General features: G+C 70.4%; 14 protein-coding genes. 6 read left to right on the forward strand and 8 right to left on the reverse strand.

The genetic code is table 11. The features are described from left to right. Nucleotides 1-5: 5 nt before the first annotated feature. Genes dmpG through NXI30_26150 form a run of 4 tightly spaced genes read right to left on the reverse strand, consistent with a single transcriptional unit; the run spans nt 6 to nt 3993 of the window. Nucleotides 6-1034 carry a 4-hydroxy-2-oxovalerate aldolase gene (gene dmpG / locus NXI30_26135; GenBank protein MCR9097713.1) on the reverse strand — a complete coding sequence of 343 codons (1029 nt, stop codon included), beginning with the start codon at nt 1032-1034 and terminating at the stop codon, nt 6-8. Beyond that, a complete protein-coding gene (locus tag NXI30_26140; protein MCR9097714.1) occupies nt 1031-1909 on the reverse strand; it encodes an acetaldehyde dehydrogenase (acetylating) in 879 nt (292 codons plus the stop codon). Before NXI30_26140 ends, dmpG begins: the two co-directional genes overlap by 4 nt. Next, a complete protein-coding gene (locus NXI30_26145; protein MCR9097715.1) occupies nt 1906-3057 on the reverse strand; it encodes a flavin-dependent monooxygenase in 1152 nt (383 codons plus the stop codon). Before NXI30_26145 ends, NXI30_26140 begins: the two co-directional genes overlap by 4 nt. A 33-nt stretch (nt 3058-3090) precedes the next feature. Next, nucleotides 3091-3993, reverse strand: a complete 903-nt coding sequence (locus NXI30_26150; GenBank protein MCR9097716.1) for a VOC family protein — start codon at nt 3991-3993, stop codon at nt 3091-3093. 155 nt (nt 3994-4148) lie between these two features. On the opposite strand from NXI30_26150, the gene NXI30_26155 reads away from it, so the two are divergent. After that, nucleotides 4149-4592, forward strand: a complete 444-nt coding sequence (locus NXI30_26155) for an Lrp/AsnC family transcriptional regulator (GenBank protein MCR9097717.1) — start codon at nt 4149-4151, stop codon at nt 4590-4592. Further along, the gene (locus tag NXI30_26160) at nt 4592-5080 is read left to right on the forward strand and encodes an Lrp/AsnC family transcriptional regulator (protein MCR9097718.1); all 489 of its coding nucleotides are present in this window, start codon (nt 4592-4594) and stop codon (nt 5078-5080) included. Before NXI30_26155 ends, NXI30_26160 begins: the two co-directional genes overlap by 1 nt. A 10-nt stretch (nt 5081-5090) precedes the next feature. Here the strand turns inward: NXI30_26160 and NXI30_26165 are convergent, their stop codons facing one another. The 4 genes from NXI30_26165 to NXI30_26180 all read right to left on the reverse strand — a co-directional run bounded on the left by NXI30_26165 (nt 5091) and on the right by NXI30_26180 (nt 10544). After that, entirely contained in the window at nt 5091-7283 is a 2193-nt protein-coding gene (locus NXI30_26165; protein MCR9097719.1) for an efflux RND transporter permease subunit, read from the reverse strand. Between the two features lie 95 nt (nt 7284-7378). Then, nucleotides 7379-8272 carry an outer membrane lipoprotein-sorting protein gene (locus tag NXI30_26170; protein ID MCR9097720.1) on the reverse strand — a complete coding sequence of 298 codons (894 nt, stop codon included), beginning with the start codon at nt 8270-8272 and terminating at the stop codon, nt 7379-7381. 222 nt (nt 8273-8494) lie between these two features. Beyond that, the gene (locus NXI30_26175; protein MCR9097721.1) at nt 8495-9208 is read right to left on the reverse strand and encodes a hypothetical protein; all 714 of its coding nucleotides are present in this window, start codon (nt 9206-9208) and stop codon (nt 8495-8497) included. Beyond that, nucleotides 9198-10544 carry an ectonucleotide pyrophosphatase/phosphodiesterase gene (locus NXI30_26180; GenBank protein ID MCR9097722.1) on the reverse strand — a complete coding sequence of 449 codons (1347 nt, stop codon included), beginning with the start codon at nt 10542-10544 and terminating at the stop codon, nt 9198-9200. Before NXI30_26180 ends, NXI30_26175 begins: the two co-directional genes overlap by 11 nt. 67 nt (nt 10545-10611) lie before the next feature. On the opposite strand from NXI30_26180, the gene NXI30_26185 reads away from it, so the two are divergent. From NXI30_26185 to NXI30_26200, 4 genes are all read left to right on the forward strand, one after another. Next, the gene (locus tag NXI30_26185; protein ID MCR9097723.1) at nt 10612-11397 is read left to right on the forward strand and encodes a hydroxymethylpyrimidine/phosphomethylpyrimidine kinase; all 786 of its coding nucleotides are present in this window, start codon (nt 10612-10614) and stop codon (nt 11395-11397) included. A gap of 16 nt (nt 11398-11413) precedes the next feature. Further along, nucleotides 11414-13228: a DNA mismatch repair protein MutS gene (locus NXI30_26190; protein ID MCR9097724.1), complete on the forward strand. Its 1815-nt coding sequence runs from the start codon at nt 11414-11416 to the stop codon at nt 13226-13228. Nucleotides 13229-13262: 34 nt separating this feature from the next. Beyond that, nucleotides 13263-14948, forward strand: a complete 1686-nt coding sequence (locus NXI30_26195) for an alkaline phosphatase (protein MCR9097725.1) — start codon at nt 13263-13265, stop codon at nt 14946-14948. Nucleotides 14949-15684: 736 nt separating this feature from the next. Continuing rightward, entirely contained in the window at nt 15685-16089 is a 405-nt protein-coding gene (locus NXI30_26200) for a nuclear transport factor 2 family protein (GenBank protein ID MCR9097726.1), read from the forward strand. Nucleotides 16090-16108 lie beyond the last annotated feature (19 nt).

Genomic DNA, 16108 nt, shown 5'->3' on the forward strand with positions numbered 1-16108 from the left:
CCTCTCTATCCGGGCCCGCGGAGCTGGAGCTCGCGAGCGATGTCGATCAGCTGGTCTTCCTGGCCCCCGACGAGCTTGCGCTCCCCTGCCCGGGTCAGGATCTCGACCGGCGAGACCTCGAAGCGCTCCGCCTGGGCGAAAGCATGCTTGAGGAAGCTCGAGTAGACCCCCGCGTACCCCATGGTGAGCGAGAGCCGATCGACGACGCACTCCTCGGGCATGATGGGGCGCACGACCTCCTCGGCGGCGTCCATGATGCGCATCGGGTCGACTCCGGTCCGGAGACCGAGCTTCGTGCAGACCGCGACCAGGGCTTCGACGGGGGCGTTGCCGGCGCCGGCGCCGAACCCGCGCGTCGATCCGTCGACCTGAACCGCGCCGGCCCGGATCGCGTGAACACTGTTCGCGACCGCGAGCGAGAGGTTCTGGTGGGCGTGGAAGCCGACCTGCGCGTCACTCCCCAGCTCGCCGACCAGCGCCGCGACGCGATCCGAGGCGTCCTCGAGGATCATCGCGCCGGCGGAATCGACCACGTAGACGCACTCGCAGCCCGCGTCGGCCATGATGCGAGCCTGCCTTGCCAGCGCTTCGGGATCGGACGAATGCGCCATCATCAAGAAGCCCACGGTCTCCAGCCCGAGCTCTCGCGCGAGGCCGAAATGCTGGACCGAGACGTCCGCTTCGGTGCAATGGGTCGCGATCCGGATGATGCGAACGCCGAGGTCCGCGGCGGCCGCGATGTCGTCCTTCACGGCGACCCCGGGCAGCATGAGCGCGGCGATCTTCGCCGAGGACGCGTGCTCGACCGCCGTCGCGATCAGCTCGCGCTCGTCCACGGCACTTCGACCGTAAGCGAAGGAGGATCCGCTCAGTCCGTCTCCGTGGCTGACCTCGATCGCCGGCACGCCGGCGGCATCGAGGGCGGTCACGACACGAGCCACTTCGGCGGACGTGAACGCATGGCGCTTGGGATGGGACCCGTCGCGCAGCGAAGAGTCGGTGATCCGGACGTCGAGGTCCTTCGGGAAGCTCATCGGCCCTCCGTGGACGCGAGGCGCTCGCCCACCCGGACCGCGGCGGCGGTGATGATGTCGAGGTTGCCCGCGTAGCGAGGAAGGAAGTCACCGGCTCCCTCGACCTCGAGCAGGACTTCGACGCGGTCCTCCGCGAACTGGGGCTCCGCGACCAGGCGGTAGCCCGGAACGTACGCCTGGACTTCCGCGACCCGCTTCTCGATGGCGGCGGCGACGGTCGGTCGATCCGCCTCGGGCGAGAGGCTGCAGAAGACGGTGTTGCGCATGATCATCGGCGGGTCCGCGGGATTCAGGACGATGATCGCCTTGCCCCGTTCCGCCCCGCCGAGGACCTCGAGCGCATGGGAGGTCGTACGCGTGAACTCGTCGATGTTCGCCCGCGTTCCGGGCCCGGCCGATGCAGACGCGATGCTGGCGACGATCTCCGCGTACTCGACCCGCGTCACCTCGGAGACCGCGTGGACGATCGGCGCGGTCGCCTGACCGCCGCAGGTCACCATGTTCACGTTCGGCTGGTCGCTGAGCGCCTCCAGGTTGACGGGGGGCACGACGTAGGGACCGACGGCGGCGGGGGTGAGATCGATCGCCGTGATCCCGAGCGCCCGATAGCGCGGTGCGGCCTTGCGGTGGACCGCCGCAGACGTGGCTTCGAACACGAGGTCCGGCCGCTCCGCGCGCTCGAGGAAGGCGTCGACGCCGTCGCTCGAGACCTCGAGCCCCGCGCGGCGCGCCTCCTCGAGCCCCGCGCTCGAAGCGTCGATCCCGACCATCCAGCGCGGCTCGATCCGATCGGATCGCAGGAGCTTCCACATCAGGTCGGTGCCGATGTTGCCGGAGCCGACGATCGCGGCGGATCTCGGCGCGGCCGTGCTCAAAGCATGCTCCCGAGCGGCACCGACCCGCCGAGCGCCGGCGCCCCGTAGATCATCAGCCCTCGCTCGGTGTCGTTGATCGCGTGGACCCGGGCGGCATGGACATCGCGCCAGGCGCGCTGGATCGGGCTGTTCAGAAAGATCGCCCTGCCCCCCGCGCTCTCGAAGACGCGGTCCGTCGCCTTCATGGCCGCCCGCGAGCCGAGCACCTGATCGCGGCGAACGCGGCCCCGAAGCTCGTCGGGGATCGCCTCGCCTTCCGTCGCGAGCGAGAGCATTTCGTCGATGTTGTGGCGCTGCTGGAGGCGAGCGCCGTCGAGCTCGGAGGTGGCCTCCGCGAGACGCACCTGCGCGAAGGGATCGGCCGAGGCCTTCTCGCCGTACGACGCCCGGATCCGCGTGAGGGTGTAGTCGCGGTAGGCCTCGACCGCTCCGACCGCGATGCCGATCGTGGCGGCCGTGATCGCGTTCGCGAACACGGAGGCGAAGGGCAGGCGATAGATCGGATTGTCGTGGACGCCAGCACCCCCGATCTGGCTGGCGGTCGGCTGCGCGCGGTGCTCGGGGACGAAGACGTCGTCGACCACGATGTCGTTGCTGCCGGTTCCCGAGAGCCCCGTGACGTGCCAGACGTCGTCGATGGTGTAGTCCGAGGCCGGCAGGAGGAAGGTCACGTGATCGGGAATCCCGTCCTTGACCACGATCCCGCCGAGGAAGACCCAGTCGCAGTGGCCGCAGCCCGACGAGAAGCTCCAGCGCCCGTTCAGTCGATAGCCGCCCTCGACGGGCTCGACCGCCCCGGTCGGGGCGTAGCTGGACGAGACCAGCGTCGACGGATCCTCGCCCCAGACCTCCTCCTGCGTCTCCTCGGGGAAGAGCGCGAGCTGCCAGGGGTGGACGCCGACGACGCCGCAGACCCAACCCGTGGACCCGCACGCCGCGGCGATCTCGGTCGTCGCCTCGTAGAAGGCGCTCGGAGGGAGCTCGTGTCCGCCGAAGCGCTTCGGCTGGAGGGCGCGGAACAGGCCCGCCTCCTGCAGCGCCTTGACCGAAGCCTCCGGAAGGATCCGATCGAGCTCGGTCTGGCGGGCGCGCTCGCGTAGCTCGGGCGCGAGCGCCCGAGCGTTTTCGACCAGTGTCGTGGCATCCATGTGGCGATCTCCTGCAGTCCGTGTGGCGTGGTTTCAGTCGCGAAAGCCGACGCTGAAGTCGTGTCCCCAATGGCTCACGGCGGTGATCTCGGAGGTCGAGACGTCATCGGAGTCGAGACGCAGGCCGCCGAAGCCGTATTCGACGTCGAAGCCGGAGGGCGACTTCAGGTAGAACGAGACCATCTCGTCGTTCGTGTGGCGACCGAGGGTCGCGGAGAGCTTCACCCCGGCGCGCTGACAGCGGTCGAGGGCGAAGCCGACCTCGTCGAGGTCGGCCACCTCGAGCATGAGGTGCGAGAGGCCTGCCGGGTGCGGCGCTTCGATCAGCGCCAGGGAGTGGTGCCTCGGATTGCAGTGGAAGAAGTCGAGGCGCGTTCCGCCCTCCCCCGATTCGTCGGGCCCGAGTCGCATCCGATCCGTGGGTCGGAAGCCGAGCAGCTCCGCGTAGAAAGCGGCGGTCTCGTCGTAGGCGGGCGCGGGCAGGACGACGTGACCGAGCCCCTGGTCCCCGGTCACGAACGCCGAGACACCGACCGGCGAAACGAACCGGCTGTCGGAGAGGATCGGGGAGTGGAAGAGCTCGAGCCGGTTGCCCGAGGGATCCGCGAGGTGGATCAGCTCCCCGACCCGCCGACGAAACGCCTCGGCGGAGGTCGCGCGCTCGACCGCGACGCCCGCGGACCGCAGCCGCGCTTCCATGTCCGCGAGGGCCTGCGCGTCCCGGACCTCCCAGCCGACCGAGTGCAGGCGTTCCTGCTCTCCGGAGGTGACCGCCAGGCGATAGGGACGCTCGTCGAGACGGAGCCAGAGGTCGTCGCCGTCGTCTACGGCCTGGGCGCCGAGGACGTCCGCGCCGAAGACGCGCCAGTCGTCGAGTCGCGCCGACTCGACGCGGACGTATCCGAGAGCCGTGACGGCAGGAATGGGCACTCGCATGAAGACTCCGTCCTGATTCGCGGCTACCATACTATCGATCTACGAAATTTGTCAATATCATAATCTGTCGGGACATATTTCGTAGAACAAGAACCTTCGGATCCGAAATTGGTACATTCGCGGCCGCTCGACGCCGGCGTCGGTGCGAGGGAGACATGGACCGAACCGACCAGCGAATCGTCGAGCTCCTGCGCCGCGACGGGCGGGCCTCGAACCGGGCCCTCGCCGAGGCCCTCGACCTCTCCCCGCGCGCCGTTTCGACCCGGATCGACGGCATGCTGGAACGGCGCGAGCTGCGGATCAGCGCCGTGGCCGACCTCTTCGAAGCGGGCAACGACCTGGTGTTGGCCGTCGGCATCGCCGTGCGGGGTCGAGCGACCCTCGAAGTCGCGGAAGAGCTGGCCCGCTTCGACGAGGTCTGCGCCGTCAACGTCGTGAGCGGGGAGTTCGACCTCGAGGTCCTGCTGCTCTCCGCCGATCACGAGACGCTGCGCGATTTCGTCTCGACCCGCTTGTCGTCGATCGAAGGGATCGAGCGCCTCGCCCCCGCCCTCGGTCTCGAGCTGTTCAAGTTCGAGAGCACCTGGTCGAGGTTCTGATGCCGGCACGAGACCTCGACCCGACCGATCGCGCGCTGGTCGCGGAGCTCCAACGCGACGCGCGCCAGAGCAATCAATCGATCGCGAACACCCTGGGCGTCTCCGAGGGAACCGTCCGGGCCCGCATCAAGCGCCTCGAAGACGAGGGCGTCGTCCGTATCACCACGATCCAGAACATCGAGTCCCTGGGCGACCAGGCCGCCGCCTACCTCTGGATCACCTGCGATCGGGGCCGGATCGACGTCCTCGGCCGAGCGCTCCGTGCCGAGCCGAGCGTCGGATTCGCGGCCTCCACCCTCGGACGCGCCGACCTGCTGGCGATCGTGTTCCGGGATTCCCCGGCCGAGCTCGTCCGTTTCGTGGACGACGTGATCAAACGACTGCCCGGCGTGATCGACGTCCGCACCGAACCGATCCTCGAGTTCGTGAAGAACGACGTCCGATGGGGACTCGTCGCCGACGGACGCATGCCGCCGGCGACCGACTAGCCGAGCGCGCTCAGTCGGGAGCGCCCGCCGGATCGAGGTATCGCAAGCACAGCGCCGGCGTGATCGTCACGTCGACGAGCCAGGCGATCAGGAGCGTCGTGGCACCGAGCAGGCCGAACTCGGCCTGGTTCTGGAGCGCGCTCGCACCGACGACGAGCAGCCCGACGCAGACGGCCAGGGTCGTGCACGTGATGGCGCGGCCCACCCGAACGAGGGCTTCGCGGAGCGCCGCTTCCCGGTCGAGGCCGGCTTCGAGGCCGCGCCGGAATTCGACCACGAGATGGAGCGTGTCGTCGACGGCGATCCCGAGGACGATCGACCCCATGAGGGCCGTCGAGTTGTTGAGCGTAATCCCCGTCGCGCCCAGCAGCCCGAAGTAGAGCCCGACCGGGAGCAGGTTCGGCAGCAGCGCGAAGAGCCCGAGGCGGAGCGAGCGGAAGTAGAAGATCAGCAGGACCCCGATCATGGCGCCGGCCCACGCCAGGCTCTTCGCCTGACCGAGGGCGATCCGGTCCGCCGAGCGCGTGAGCAGGATCGCGTTGCCGGTCGTGTGGCTGGTGATCCCGGCCGGAAGCTCGGCGAGGCGCGCGTCGATTCGCGCGGCCAGCCGATTGAACTCGCTCGTCTCGGTGGCCGTCGAGCGGACCAGGATCGTGATGACCTGGTGCGCGCGATCGAGCAGGACGTCGAGCTCTTCGTTCGCGCCGAAGAGGAGCAGTTGCGCCACGAGGTTCGCGCTGTCGGGAATCCGGCGGACCGCGCCGGCCTCCGGGCCGAGCCCCGCATTCAGGACCTCGAGGTACTGCACGACCGAGGTGGAGCCCCCGATCTCGGGCTGCTCGGCGAGCCACGTCTGGAACGCCGCGACCTCGCGCAGGAGCGCCGGGTCCTCGAAGGCGCGACGCTCCTCGGCCCGCAGCATCACGAAGAACTGGTTCGCGCCTCCGAAGAGCTCGTCGACGGTCTCGTAGGCGCGGCGGATCTCCGCGTCTTCGCGGAAGTTCTCGATCACCGGCAGGTTGACCTCGATGCGTGTCGCGAAGAAGAAGGCGAGGACGACGAGCCCGGCGCCGATCCAGAGGATCGGGGTCGCATGGCGCGCGTCGAGATCCGCGAGGGCGGCGAAGCGCGCGTCGAGGAAGTCCGTCGTCGGATTCGAGCCGGCGACGGCTTCGCCCCGGGTACGCGAGAGCAGGAGCGGAACGAGCGTGAGCGCCGCCAGCAGCGTGGCGGCGGTGCTGACCGCGGCGAAGACGCCGAAGCCCCGGATCACGCCGAGCTCGTTGCTTATGAGCGAGAGGAAGCCGGCGGCGGTCGTGAGCGCGGTGAAGGTCACGGGGAAGGCGACGTGAGCCAACGCGCGACGAGCGCGATCGTCTCTCGATCCCGCCTCGCCGTCGGCCGCGAAGCCGGCGACGACGTGGGTCGCGTAGGCGAAGCCGAGGGCCAGCACGAGCGGCGGGATCAGCGTCGTCACGATGTTCAGGTCGTGACCGACCCAGCCCATCACGCCGACGGTCCAGAGCAGACCCGTCGCGACGGCGGCCAGCGGAATCATCCCGAGGCGCAGGCTGCGGAAGAAGACGCAGGAGAGGATGCTCATCAGGACGAAGACGATAGGCACCATGACGGCGAGCTCGCCTTCGAGCAGGCGCCCGACCTCGGCCTTCACGTGGGGCGTGCCGGCCATCACGACCTGCATTTCCGGCGCCTCGGCGCGCGCGATCTCGAGGACGCCGAGGTCCAGGCCTCGCGCCAGGAACTCGTCCTCGGGCACGCGTTCGAAGGTCACCAGAATCGCGGTCGCGCGACCATCGATGGAAACGAAGGAGCCGGCCCGGAGCGGGTCGTCGATCAGCTCGTCGCGAAGGACTCGAGCCGCTTCGTCGTCTTCGATCGGGTCGTCGAAGAAGCCCGCGATCTCGACGTCGTCCTCGATCGGCCGCATCCGCACGGCCGTGGCCAGCGACTCGACGCGTCGAACGCCCGGCGCGAGCGCGAGCGCCTCGCTCGTCCGCTCGAGGGTCGCGAGGCCGTCGCGGGTGAAGAGCGCGTCCGAGATCAGGGCAACCACGACGACGTCGTCGCTTCCGAAGCGATCGAGGAGCTCCTCGTAGAAGCGCCGGGCCGGATCGTCCGCGGGCAGCATCTCGTTGAGCGAGGGGTCGATTCGCAGGCGCGGCTGGCCCGTGAGGGGATCCACGATCCCCGCGACCGCGAAGAGGGAGAGCGCGACCAGGAACGCGGCGACGGCGGCGGGGCGGGCGAGGACCCGCTCGGCGAATCGCGCGGCGGCGCTCAGCGCGCGGTCGCCGCGGGGTGCGCGTCGGAGAGCGCCCGCTTCGTGAACTGCGCGGCGGGCAGATCCTCCGAACCCGCGTAGTCCTGGATCCGGACGACCGTGTGGGTCTCGCGCCGATGGTCTTGCATGACGAAGACGTGGGGGAGCTCGGCGCCGTCGACGTCGCGGATCTCGGCGATCGGCGCGTGCAGGCTCTTTCGAAGCTTCTCGTCGTGTCCGTAGAGGTCGATCCGGAGCGGCATGCAGAGCGCCTGGTCGACGTAGGTGAGCACGCGCCCGTACTCGGAGCGATCCTCCGGCTTGGGCACGGCCTCGAGCAGCCAGGCGGGTCGGTCTTCGACGGCGGCGAGGCCGACGACCTCGATGTTCGCGCGGTCGAGCGGATCGCGGAGGCGCTTCAGATCCTCGTAGCTGAAGTCGGTCCCGAGCACCGGACCGCGGAGACGCTTCGAACGCACGCGACGGACCTTCTCGATCTCCGGCAATCGCACGAAGAACTCCGGCTGGTCCGCTTCCCGGTCGACGATCAGGAGCGCGGTCCCGGCGGTCTCCGCCGGCTCGGAAACGCGGAGCACCAGCTGCATGAGCGCCGAAGCATCCTGTCGCCAGCGCATCTCCGCGCGGGAGGCGGTCGCGACGCCCGTCCGGTCCACGGCCTCGACCCGGAAGTCGAGGACGCCGGCGCTGCTCGGCAGGCTGTCGGTCACGCACCGCTCGATCTCGGCCAGACTCGCGTCGGCGCCCGGCCGGGACGACTCGGCGCCGACCGGCATCGCGAGGAGCAGGAGCAGCCCGAGTCCGAACCCGACGTCCGCGCGCACGCGTCCCTTCGCGCACCGGGGTTCCGGTCCACGTCGCGATCGGATCGCGCGCGCGAGCGTGTTCGTCATGTTCCTGGGTCGACCCTTCGAGGAGTCGGTGTCACCGCCCCGCCGGGAAGTTCCGATAGCTGCACACCTGCGTCGACCTTCCGTGCCGGAAAGGACCCGACTCGGTCGATCTCGGAGTCGGATCGAACGCCGGGCCGCAAAAGTTGACGCCGATCTGGGGTGCGCGGCGCCAAATCGCCCTGCGCGGCGCCTCGCGGCCGGTTCCCGGGGGCGTGCCGGGGCTCAGATCGGGGGCTTGCCGTGGAGCAGGTCCGGGTAGAGGACCGGCACGCCCCCGACCGGCGCTTCGAGGGATTTCTTCATGTAGGTCTCGTAGTCGTATCGCTCGAACTCGATGTTCGCGGGTGGCGCGAAGAAGCGGTCCGGCAGATCGAGGTCGAAGACCCAGTTCTGATAGTCGATGTCGACCCTGGCGCCGGCCGCCCGTTCGAAAGCTTCGGCCCGGAGCGGGACCTGCGGTGTGCCGACCGTCACCCACACCTTCCGCTTGCCGCGCGCGTCGGTGACCTGCCAGATCTCGCCCTTGCGACTCCCGAAGACGAGCTCCTCGATCCGCTCCCCGCCGGCGGCCTGGATCTCTTCGAGCTCGAAGGCGAAGGGGCGGACACGGCCGGCGTCGTCGGCGAGCGCCCGGGGCGAGCGGCCGATGTCGATGCCCTTCCCGGTCAGCTCGTCGTAGACGACGTAGCGATCGTCGAAGACGATCGTCGTGACGGCGTGGCCGCTCATCATCGTCCGCGCGCGCATGTGGGGGCCGCGCGACCAGTAGTCGATCACGCGCATCCCGACGTCGCCCCGGACGATCGCCGTCGTGAAGTAGGTCTTCGGCGGCGGGCGCTGGGCGTCTTCCGCCCCCTGCGCGAAGGCGGACCCCACCCCCAGACACAGCGCGATCACGACGCCCGGGAGCGCGCGTCTCGTTTCCCTACGGCGCATTCGCGGCCCCACCGTCCCTCTCCTCTTCGTCCTCGCCGGCCTTCTCCAGTCCGGCCATCAGTCCATCGATCACGGGCGATTCCATCGCCTCCGGCACCGGCAGTCCGAGCAGGCGCAGGACGGTCGGCGCGACCGAGAGGTTCGAGATCCGGCCGAGCTTCGTGCCGGGCCGCACGCCCCGCCCCCGCGCGACGAGCAGGCCCGCCATCTCGGGGGCGCTCGAATCGTAGCCATGAAACCCGCCGAGATCGCGGCTGAGCAGGCTCACGATCGCGGTGCCGATCGGCGCGCGGACGACGACGTCGCCGAAACGGGGATCGTCGACGAACCACGCGTCGGGTGCTTCCTCGCGCACCCAGGCCTCGAGCCCCTGCGCCCGGGCGATCCGGACCGCCTGCTCGGCAGCTTCCGCGGTCCGACTCCTTCCTTCCAGCACCACGCTCGCGAAGCCGCCGATCCCGAGCACCGAGACCCGCAGCCCGCTCTCCCGGAGGAGGTCCTGGAGCCGGACCCGTCGCTCGGCCCCGACCATGCCGTGATCGGACACGAAGAGGAGCGTGGTCGTCTCGAAGAGACCGCGCGCCTCCATCTCCCCCACGAGGCGGGCGATCTGCGCGTCCTGGGGAAGGAGCGCGCGCGCCACCTCGGGCGAGCCCGGCCCGTGGTCGTGGCCCGCGTGGTCGGCACCGTGGAACCACGCGATCACGAGCTGGGGGCGCTTCGCCGGATCGGGTTCGTCGAGCCAGGCCAGGATGCGATTCACCTTCGTCTTCTCGCGGGTCGAAGACGAGAACTTCCGGGTCTCGCTGGGCCCCGGGCCTCCGGTCCAGGGTCCCTCGGAGCCGACCCAGTAGTAGGACGCCGCCCGGACCCCGTTGCGTTCCGCGACCGACCAGATCGGCTCCGCCTCGATCCACTCGTGGATCGCGTTGCGTCGGAAGCGCCCCCGCTCGGGATCGACGAAGTGATTGTTCACCAGACGGTGCACTTCCGGACGGACCCCGGTCGCGAGGCTCACGTGATTCGGAAACGTGTTCGAGGGATCGACCGGGACGAGCGCCTCGGCGACCGCGCCCTGCTCGGCGAGGGCGAGCAGGCTGGGCAGTCGGTCGGGCTGGAGATCGGCCGGTCGCGTCCCGTCGAGGGAGATCATCACGACGGTCGGCGGGGAAGCGGATGGGGTCGGACTCGCAGCCGGCGGCGCCCCGCGCTCGGAGGCGCACGCCGAGACCGCGAGGAGGAGCGCCAGACCGAGCGCGAAGGCGGCGCCGAACCGTGCGCGAACGAGGCCTGCCGGCCACCGGCGCGCGGCGACGCGAATGCGAAGCCCGTACACCTCGTTTCCCCCGTTCCCGGCCGCGCGGGATGCGCGTCGGGAGGCGGGAACTTACCATCCGCGCTCCATGCAGAGCGCACTCACGATCGCCGGCTCGGACCCGACCGGCGGAGCCGGCCTCCAGGCCGATCTCCAGGTCTTCCACCGCTTCGGGATCCACGGTGGTGCCGTTCCGACCGCGCTCACGATCCAGGACGGCCTGCGCGTGCGCCAGGTCCTGCCCGTCTTCCCGTCGTCGTTGCTCGACATGCTGCGGACGACCCTCGACGCGATCCGACCCGGGGCGATCAAGATCGGCATGCTCGGCACCGACGACGCCGTCCGGAACACCACCCTGGCCCTCGGCCCCTTTCCCGAGATCCCCGTCGTGATCGACCCGGTCCTGGCCGCGAGCGACGGCAGCCCGCTGCTCGAGCGCCGGGCCCATCCCGCCCTCCGCGACCTCGCCTTCAAGAAGACGCTGCTCACGCCGAACTGGCCGGAGATGGAGACGCTCGTCGGCGACGCCCTGCCACGACGACGGGACGGCGCGGCCGCGGCGAAGCAGCTCGCCGAAGAGCTCGAGCTCGGCGGGGTCCTGTTGAAGGGCGGGCATCGGGGCGGCGATGCCGACGACCTGCTCGTCCTGCGCGACGCAGATGGAACGATCACCAGCGAATGGCTCCCCGGCGAGCGGATCGCCGGCGACCCGGTCCATGGGACCGGCTGCGCCCTCTCCGCCGCGATCACCGCCGGCCTCGCCCTCGGCAGGCCGCTCCGCGAGGCGGTGGTCGAGGCACGGCAGTTCATCCGGGAAGCCATCACCGGGGCGAGCACGCTTCCGAACGGCGCGCGGATCCTCGCGTTCTCGTGAACGGGGACGGCCGGCGATGAGCGATGGACTCGAGGCGGACGCGACGGCCCCCACGCCCCGCGCGACCTACGACGCGGGCCTCGCGCGCGCCGCGTCCGAAGAGAAGACCTGGCAGGGTCGCTCCTCGCTCGCCTCCAGGGCCCGGCTGCTCTGCTTCGCGCTGGTCGCCGGCGCGGCCTGGCTCTCCTTCGGCACGCATGCCCTTCCGCGCTGGAGCGTGGTTCCGCCGGCGCTGGCGTTCGCGGTCCTCGTGGTCGCCCACGACCGGATCCTGAAGCAGGAGGGGCGCGCCTCTCGCATGCGGCGCTTCTACGAAGACGGATCGGCGCGCCTCGACGACGCCTGGGCCGGGCGCGGCGACGCCGGCGAGCGCTATCGCGACCCCGAGCATCCCTACGCCCCGGACCTCGACGTCTTCGGCCCGGGCTCCCTCTTCGAGCTGCTCGCGACGACCCGAACCAGTCCCGGCAGCGACCGGCTGGCGGGCTGGCTCCTCGAAGCGGCCTCCCCCGAAGCGATCCGCGAACGCCAGGCGGCCGTCGACGAGCTGCGTTCGCGCTTGTCGATGCGCCTCGAGATGGCGATCGCCGGCGACGAGGCCGGCTCCACCGCCGCGCAGGAAGCGCTCGAGCGCTGGGCCGCAGCGCCTGAAGCGGGCCTCCGTCCCGTGTTCCGTCTGCTGGCGATCGGCGCCTCGGCCCTCTCGCTCGGCGGCATCGCCTTGTGGATCTGGACCGGCGCCGGCCCCGTCCCCTTCGCCTTCGCCCTCGTCGTCCAGGGCGCCCTGGCCTGGGCCCTGCGCGGCCGCGTCGCGCCGGTCCTCGCCGCCGCCGAGACGCCGGTCGAAGCCCTCGCGCGAACGTCCGCTCTGCTTGCCTGCGTGGAGGACGAGCACTTCGAGGCCCCGCTCCTCGCGCAACGGGTCGCCGCCCTGCAGACCACCGGCCGGCCGCCGTCGGGCGAGCTCGCCGCGCTGCGCCGTCTCGTCGACCGCCGCGACATGCGCCTCAACCAGTTCTTCGCGCCGATCGCCGCCCTGCTCATGTGGGGCACCCATGCCGCCCTCGCCCTCGAGGCGTGGCGGGGGCGCTGCGGCCCGCGGCTCGCCGAGTGGATCGCCGCGGCGGGCGAGATCGAGGCCCTGTGCGCGCTGGCGGGGTACGCGTACGAGCATCCGGACGATCCGTTCCCGGAGATCGTCGAGGAAGGCCCCGTCTTCGAAGGGGAGGGGCTCGGCCATCCGCTGCTCCCGGCGAGCGCCTGCGTGCGCAACGACCTGCGCCTCGGCGACGCGCCCCGGGCGCTCGTGATGAGCGGATCGAACATGTCGGGCAAGAGCACGATGCTCCGGACCGTCGGCTGCAACACGATCCTGGCGCTCGCCGGCGCCCCGGTCCGCGCCACGCGACTTCGCCTCTCACCGCTGCGCATCACCGCCTCGATCCGGATCGTCGACTCGCTCCAGGACGGGCGTTCGCACTTCATGGCCGAGATCGTGCGGCTCCGGCAGGTGGTCGAGATCTCACGGGAGCAGCCGCCCGCCCTCTTCCTCCTCGACGAGATCCTGCACGGCACGAACTCCCACGACCGACGGATCGGCGCCGAGGCCGTGATCCGCGGACTCGTCGAGCACGGCGCGCTCGGGATCGTGACGACCCACGACCTCGCCCTGACCCGGATGGTCGAGACGAGCGAGGGACGGATGGCGAACGTTCACTTCGAGGACCACCTGGAAGAGGGCGCGATGGAGTTCGACTACCGTCTTCGAACCGGGGTGGTCGAGAAGAGCAACGCGCTCGAGCTGATGCGCTCCGTCGGCCTCGACGTCTGATCCGCGCGCATCGCGCGCGGCCTGGAGGGACCCCATGCTTCGCGAGCCCGCCCTCGCCCCCTTACTCGCCCTCGTACTGGCCACGCTCATGACGAGCGGCTGCCTCGGGCCCGAGGGCGCCCGATTCGCCTCGTCGCGCGACGACGCGAGCCCCGCGTCGATGCCGGACCCGCGCGAGGACAACGCCTGGTTCGCCGCGGGACGACGGGCCGTCGGCGCGGCGGCGCCCCTCGTGGCCGATCGTCCCGCCGCGAAGAACGTGATCCTCTTCATCGGCGACGGCATGGGGATCACGACCGTGACCGCCGCCCGGATCCTCGAAGGCCAGCGCCAGGGCGGCCCCGGCGAGGACCACCGTCTCTCGTTCGACGCGTTCCCGAACGTCGCCTTCTCCAAGACCTACAACGTCGATGCACAGGTCTCGGACTCCGCCTCGACGATGACCGCCATGGTCTCCGGCCTGAAGACCGTGACCGGCGTGCTCGGCGTCGACGAGACGATCCGTCGCGGCGACCACACGAGCGTCGAGGCGGCGCGCGTGGCGACCATCCTCGAGGAGGCCGAGGCAAGGGGCCTCGCGACCGGCGTCGTCTCGACCGCGACCGTGACCCACGCGACGCCGGCGGGGTGCTACGCGCACGTGCCCTTCCGGTTCTGGGAGAGCGACCGCCGGATGACTCCGGCGGCCCGGGAAGCGGGCTTCCCGGACATCGCGCGGCAGCTCGTCGAGTTCGGCGGTCTTCCGGGCCGGGGGGATGGTCTCGAGATCGCGCTCGGCGGCGGGCGGCGCCATTTCTTCCCGGCCGGGCAGGCGGACCCCGAAGACGCGAAGCGTCCCGGCGAGCGGGCCGATGGACGCGACCTGCCGGCGGAGTGGGTCGCCGGCCGCGAAGGGGCCCGCTACGTCTGGAACCAGGCCCAGTTCGACGCGATCGATCCCGCCACGACCGGCCCGGTCCTCGGCCTCTTCGAGCCCGGCGACATGAACTGGGAGACCGACCGGGCGAGCGACGAGGAAGGCGAGCCGAGCCTCGCCGAGATGACGGGCCTCGCGATCGACGTGCTCGCCCGGGATGGCGACGGCTTCTTCCTAATGGTCGAAGCCGGCCGGATCGATCACGGACACCATGCCGGCAACGCCCGGCGCGCCCTCGACGACACGATCGCCCTGTCCGACGCCGTGCGGACGGCGGTCGCGAAGGTCGATCTCGCCGAGACGCTGATCGTCGTGACCGCCGACCACAGCCACACGCTCACGCTCTCGGGCTACCCGAAGCGGGGCAACCCGATCCTCGGCAAGGTCGTCGGCGTCGACTGGATCCGCGGAACGGGGGACGTCGAGGGCAAGGACGGCCTCGGGCTTCCCTACACGACGCTCTCCTACGCGAACGGGCCCGGCTACACCGGGGCGAGCGACGACCAGGAAGAAGGCGCGCACACCTGGGGACACAGGCCCTGCCAGTCGATGGCGGGTCCCTGCAGCTTCCAGGGGATCGCGGAGGGGCGGCCGGATCTCGGCGACGTCGATACGGAGGAGGCGTCCTTCCTCCAGGAAGCGACCGTCCCCCTCGCCAGCGAGACCCACGCCGGCGAAGACGTTCCGATCTACGCGACCGGCGCACGCGCGGCACTCTTCCACGGCGTCCGCGAGCAGCACTACATCTACCACGCGATGGTCGAGGCGTTCGGCTGGACGCGAGGGGGCGTCCCGGTCGAGTAGGCGCCGGGCAGCACGGCGGGAGCCGTAGTCCCACCCGCCGCCGACGCTCAGTCGATCGTCCAGAGCTCGCCGACCACCTTCGCTTCGTGTGACACCCAGTGGTGTCGCACGGCCGGGGCGTCGGGCGTTCGACGCCCTTCGTCTTCGCGTGCGAGAATCTGCGGGGAGTGCCCCTCAGCCGAGTGCATTCGATCGTGTCGATCGATCCTCTTCGCGATCTCGGCCAGTCGTTCCGGCGCCTGCGCGCGCTCTCCGTCGATGGGAAATCCCTTCTCTCGCGCCGCGAGCCGCCCGATTTCGACCACCAGGCCCGGCTCGAGACCGGATCGAAAGCGCCAGACCACGCCCTCTCGTGCGCGCCCTAACACGAAGCGGGGCGTTCCCCCGCCGTGGCGATCGTGGCACCCGGTAATTCTGCCTAGTTCGTCGAACACGTATCGCCTAGCAAGTGCGTCGGCGACGTGCGCCAGACCGACATTCTGATGTGTTGAGGCGGACACGGCGAGATCTTATGCGAATCACGAAGATTCTTCCCCGCATCGGGGAAGGACCGGGGTATAGTCGAGCTGCGCCCGATTCGACGAACCGTCAGGAACGAGCTCAGAGACCCGCGACGAATCCTCCATCCGACCGATTGCCGTACAAGCAGCTACCGCGCCACCGTCGCCAAACGCCTGGAATGGCTCCAGGCCGGTCCGAGTCGTTCCCTCGAAGTCGTCGAACCCAGGAGAGGATGATGATCGAGCATCCCAACTCGCTCCTCATGCACCACTGCCTTCAGGCCGCCAGCGAAGGCGATCGCCAGACGCTGCGCGCCCTCTGGTCGGACGACATCGTCTGGCACGTGATGGGCGCCGGACCATGGCAGGGCGAGATCAAGGGCGCCGACGAGATCTTCGAGTACCTCGCGGACCTCGGCGAGTTCGGCGAGACCGGGGTCGCGACCGAGGTCGAGGACATCATGGTCAGCCACCGTCGCGCCGCCGTGATCTGTCGCTCTCAGGCCCAGCGCGGGGACGACGAGCTCGACACGCGTTTCCTCGTCGTCGCGACGATCGAGGATCGACGCATCTCTCGCATGATGAGCGTGCCGATCGACGCCCGTCGGGTGGAAGCGTTCTGGGCGGGAGAGACGTTCTAACGTCCTCATCCGGGCCCGT

The organism is bacterium (genome assembly GCA_024742285.1).
Taxonomy (GTDB): Bacteria; Myxococcota_A; UBA9160; order UBA9160; family UBA4427; genus UBA4427.

What these genes read in the sequence shown, in the direction of transcription:
- dmpG (MCR9097713.1), bottom strand. Translation starts at nt 1,034, where the DNA reads ATGAGCTTCCCGAAGGACCTCGACGTCCGGATCACCGACTCTTCGCTG.
- NXI30_26145 (MCR9097715.1), bottom strand. Translation starts at nt 3,057, where the DNA reads ATGGATGCCACGACACTGGTCGAAAACGCTCGGGCGCTCGCGCCCGAG.
- NXI30_26150 (MCR9097716.1), bottom strand. Translation starts at nt 3,993, where the DNA reads ATGCGAGTGCCCATTCCTGCCGTCACGGCTCTCGGATACGTCCGCGTC.
- NXI30_26155 (MCR9097717.1), top strand. Translation starts at nt 4,149, where the DNA reads ATGGACCGAACCGACCAGCGAATCGTCGAGCTCCTGCGCCGCGACGGG.
- NXI30_26160 (MCR9097718.1), top strand. Translation starts at nt 4,592, where the DNA reads ATGCCGGCACGAGACCTCGACCCGACCGATCGCGCGCTGGTCGCGGAG.
- NXI30_26170 (MCR9097720.1), bottom strand. Translation starts at nt 8,272, where the DNA reads ATGACGAACACGCTCGCGCGCGCGATCCGATCGCGACGTGGACCGGAA.
- NXI30_26175 (MCR9097721.1), bottom strand. Translation starts at nt 9,208, where the DNA reads ATGCGCCGTAGGGAAACGAGACGCGCGCTCCCGGGCGTCGTGATCGCG.
- NXI30_26185 (MCR9097723.1), top strand. Translation starts at nt 10,612, where the DNA reads ATGCAGAGCGCACTCACGATCGCCGGCTCGGACCCGACCGGCGGAGCC.
- NXI30_26190 (MCR9097724.1), top strand. Translation starts at nt 11,414, where the DNA reads ATGAGCGATGGACTCGAGGCGGACGCGACGGCCCCCACGCCCCGCGCG.
- NXI30_26195 (MCR9097725.1), top strand. Translation starts at nt 13,263, where the DNA reads ATGCTTCGCGAGCCCGCCCTCGCCCCCTTACTCGCCCTCGTACTGGCC.
- NXI30_26200 (MCR9097726.1), top strand. Translation starts at nt 15,685, where the DNA reads ATGATCGAGCATCCCAACTCGCTCCTCATGCACCACTGCCTTCAGGCC.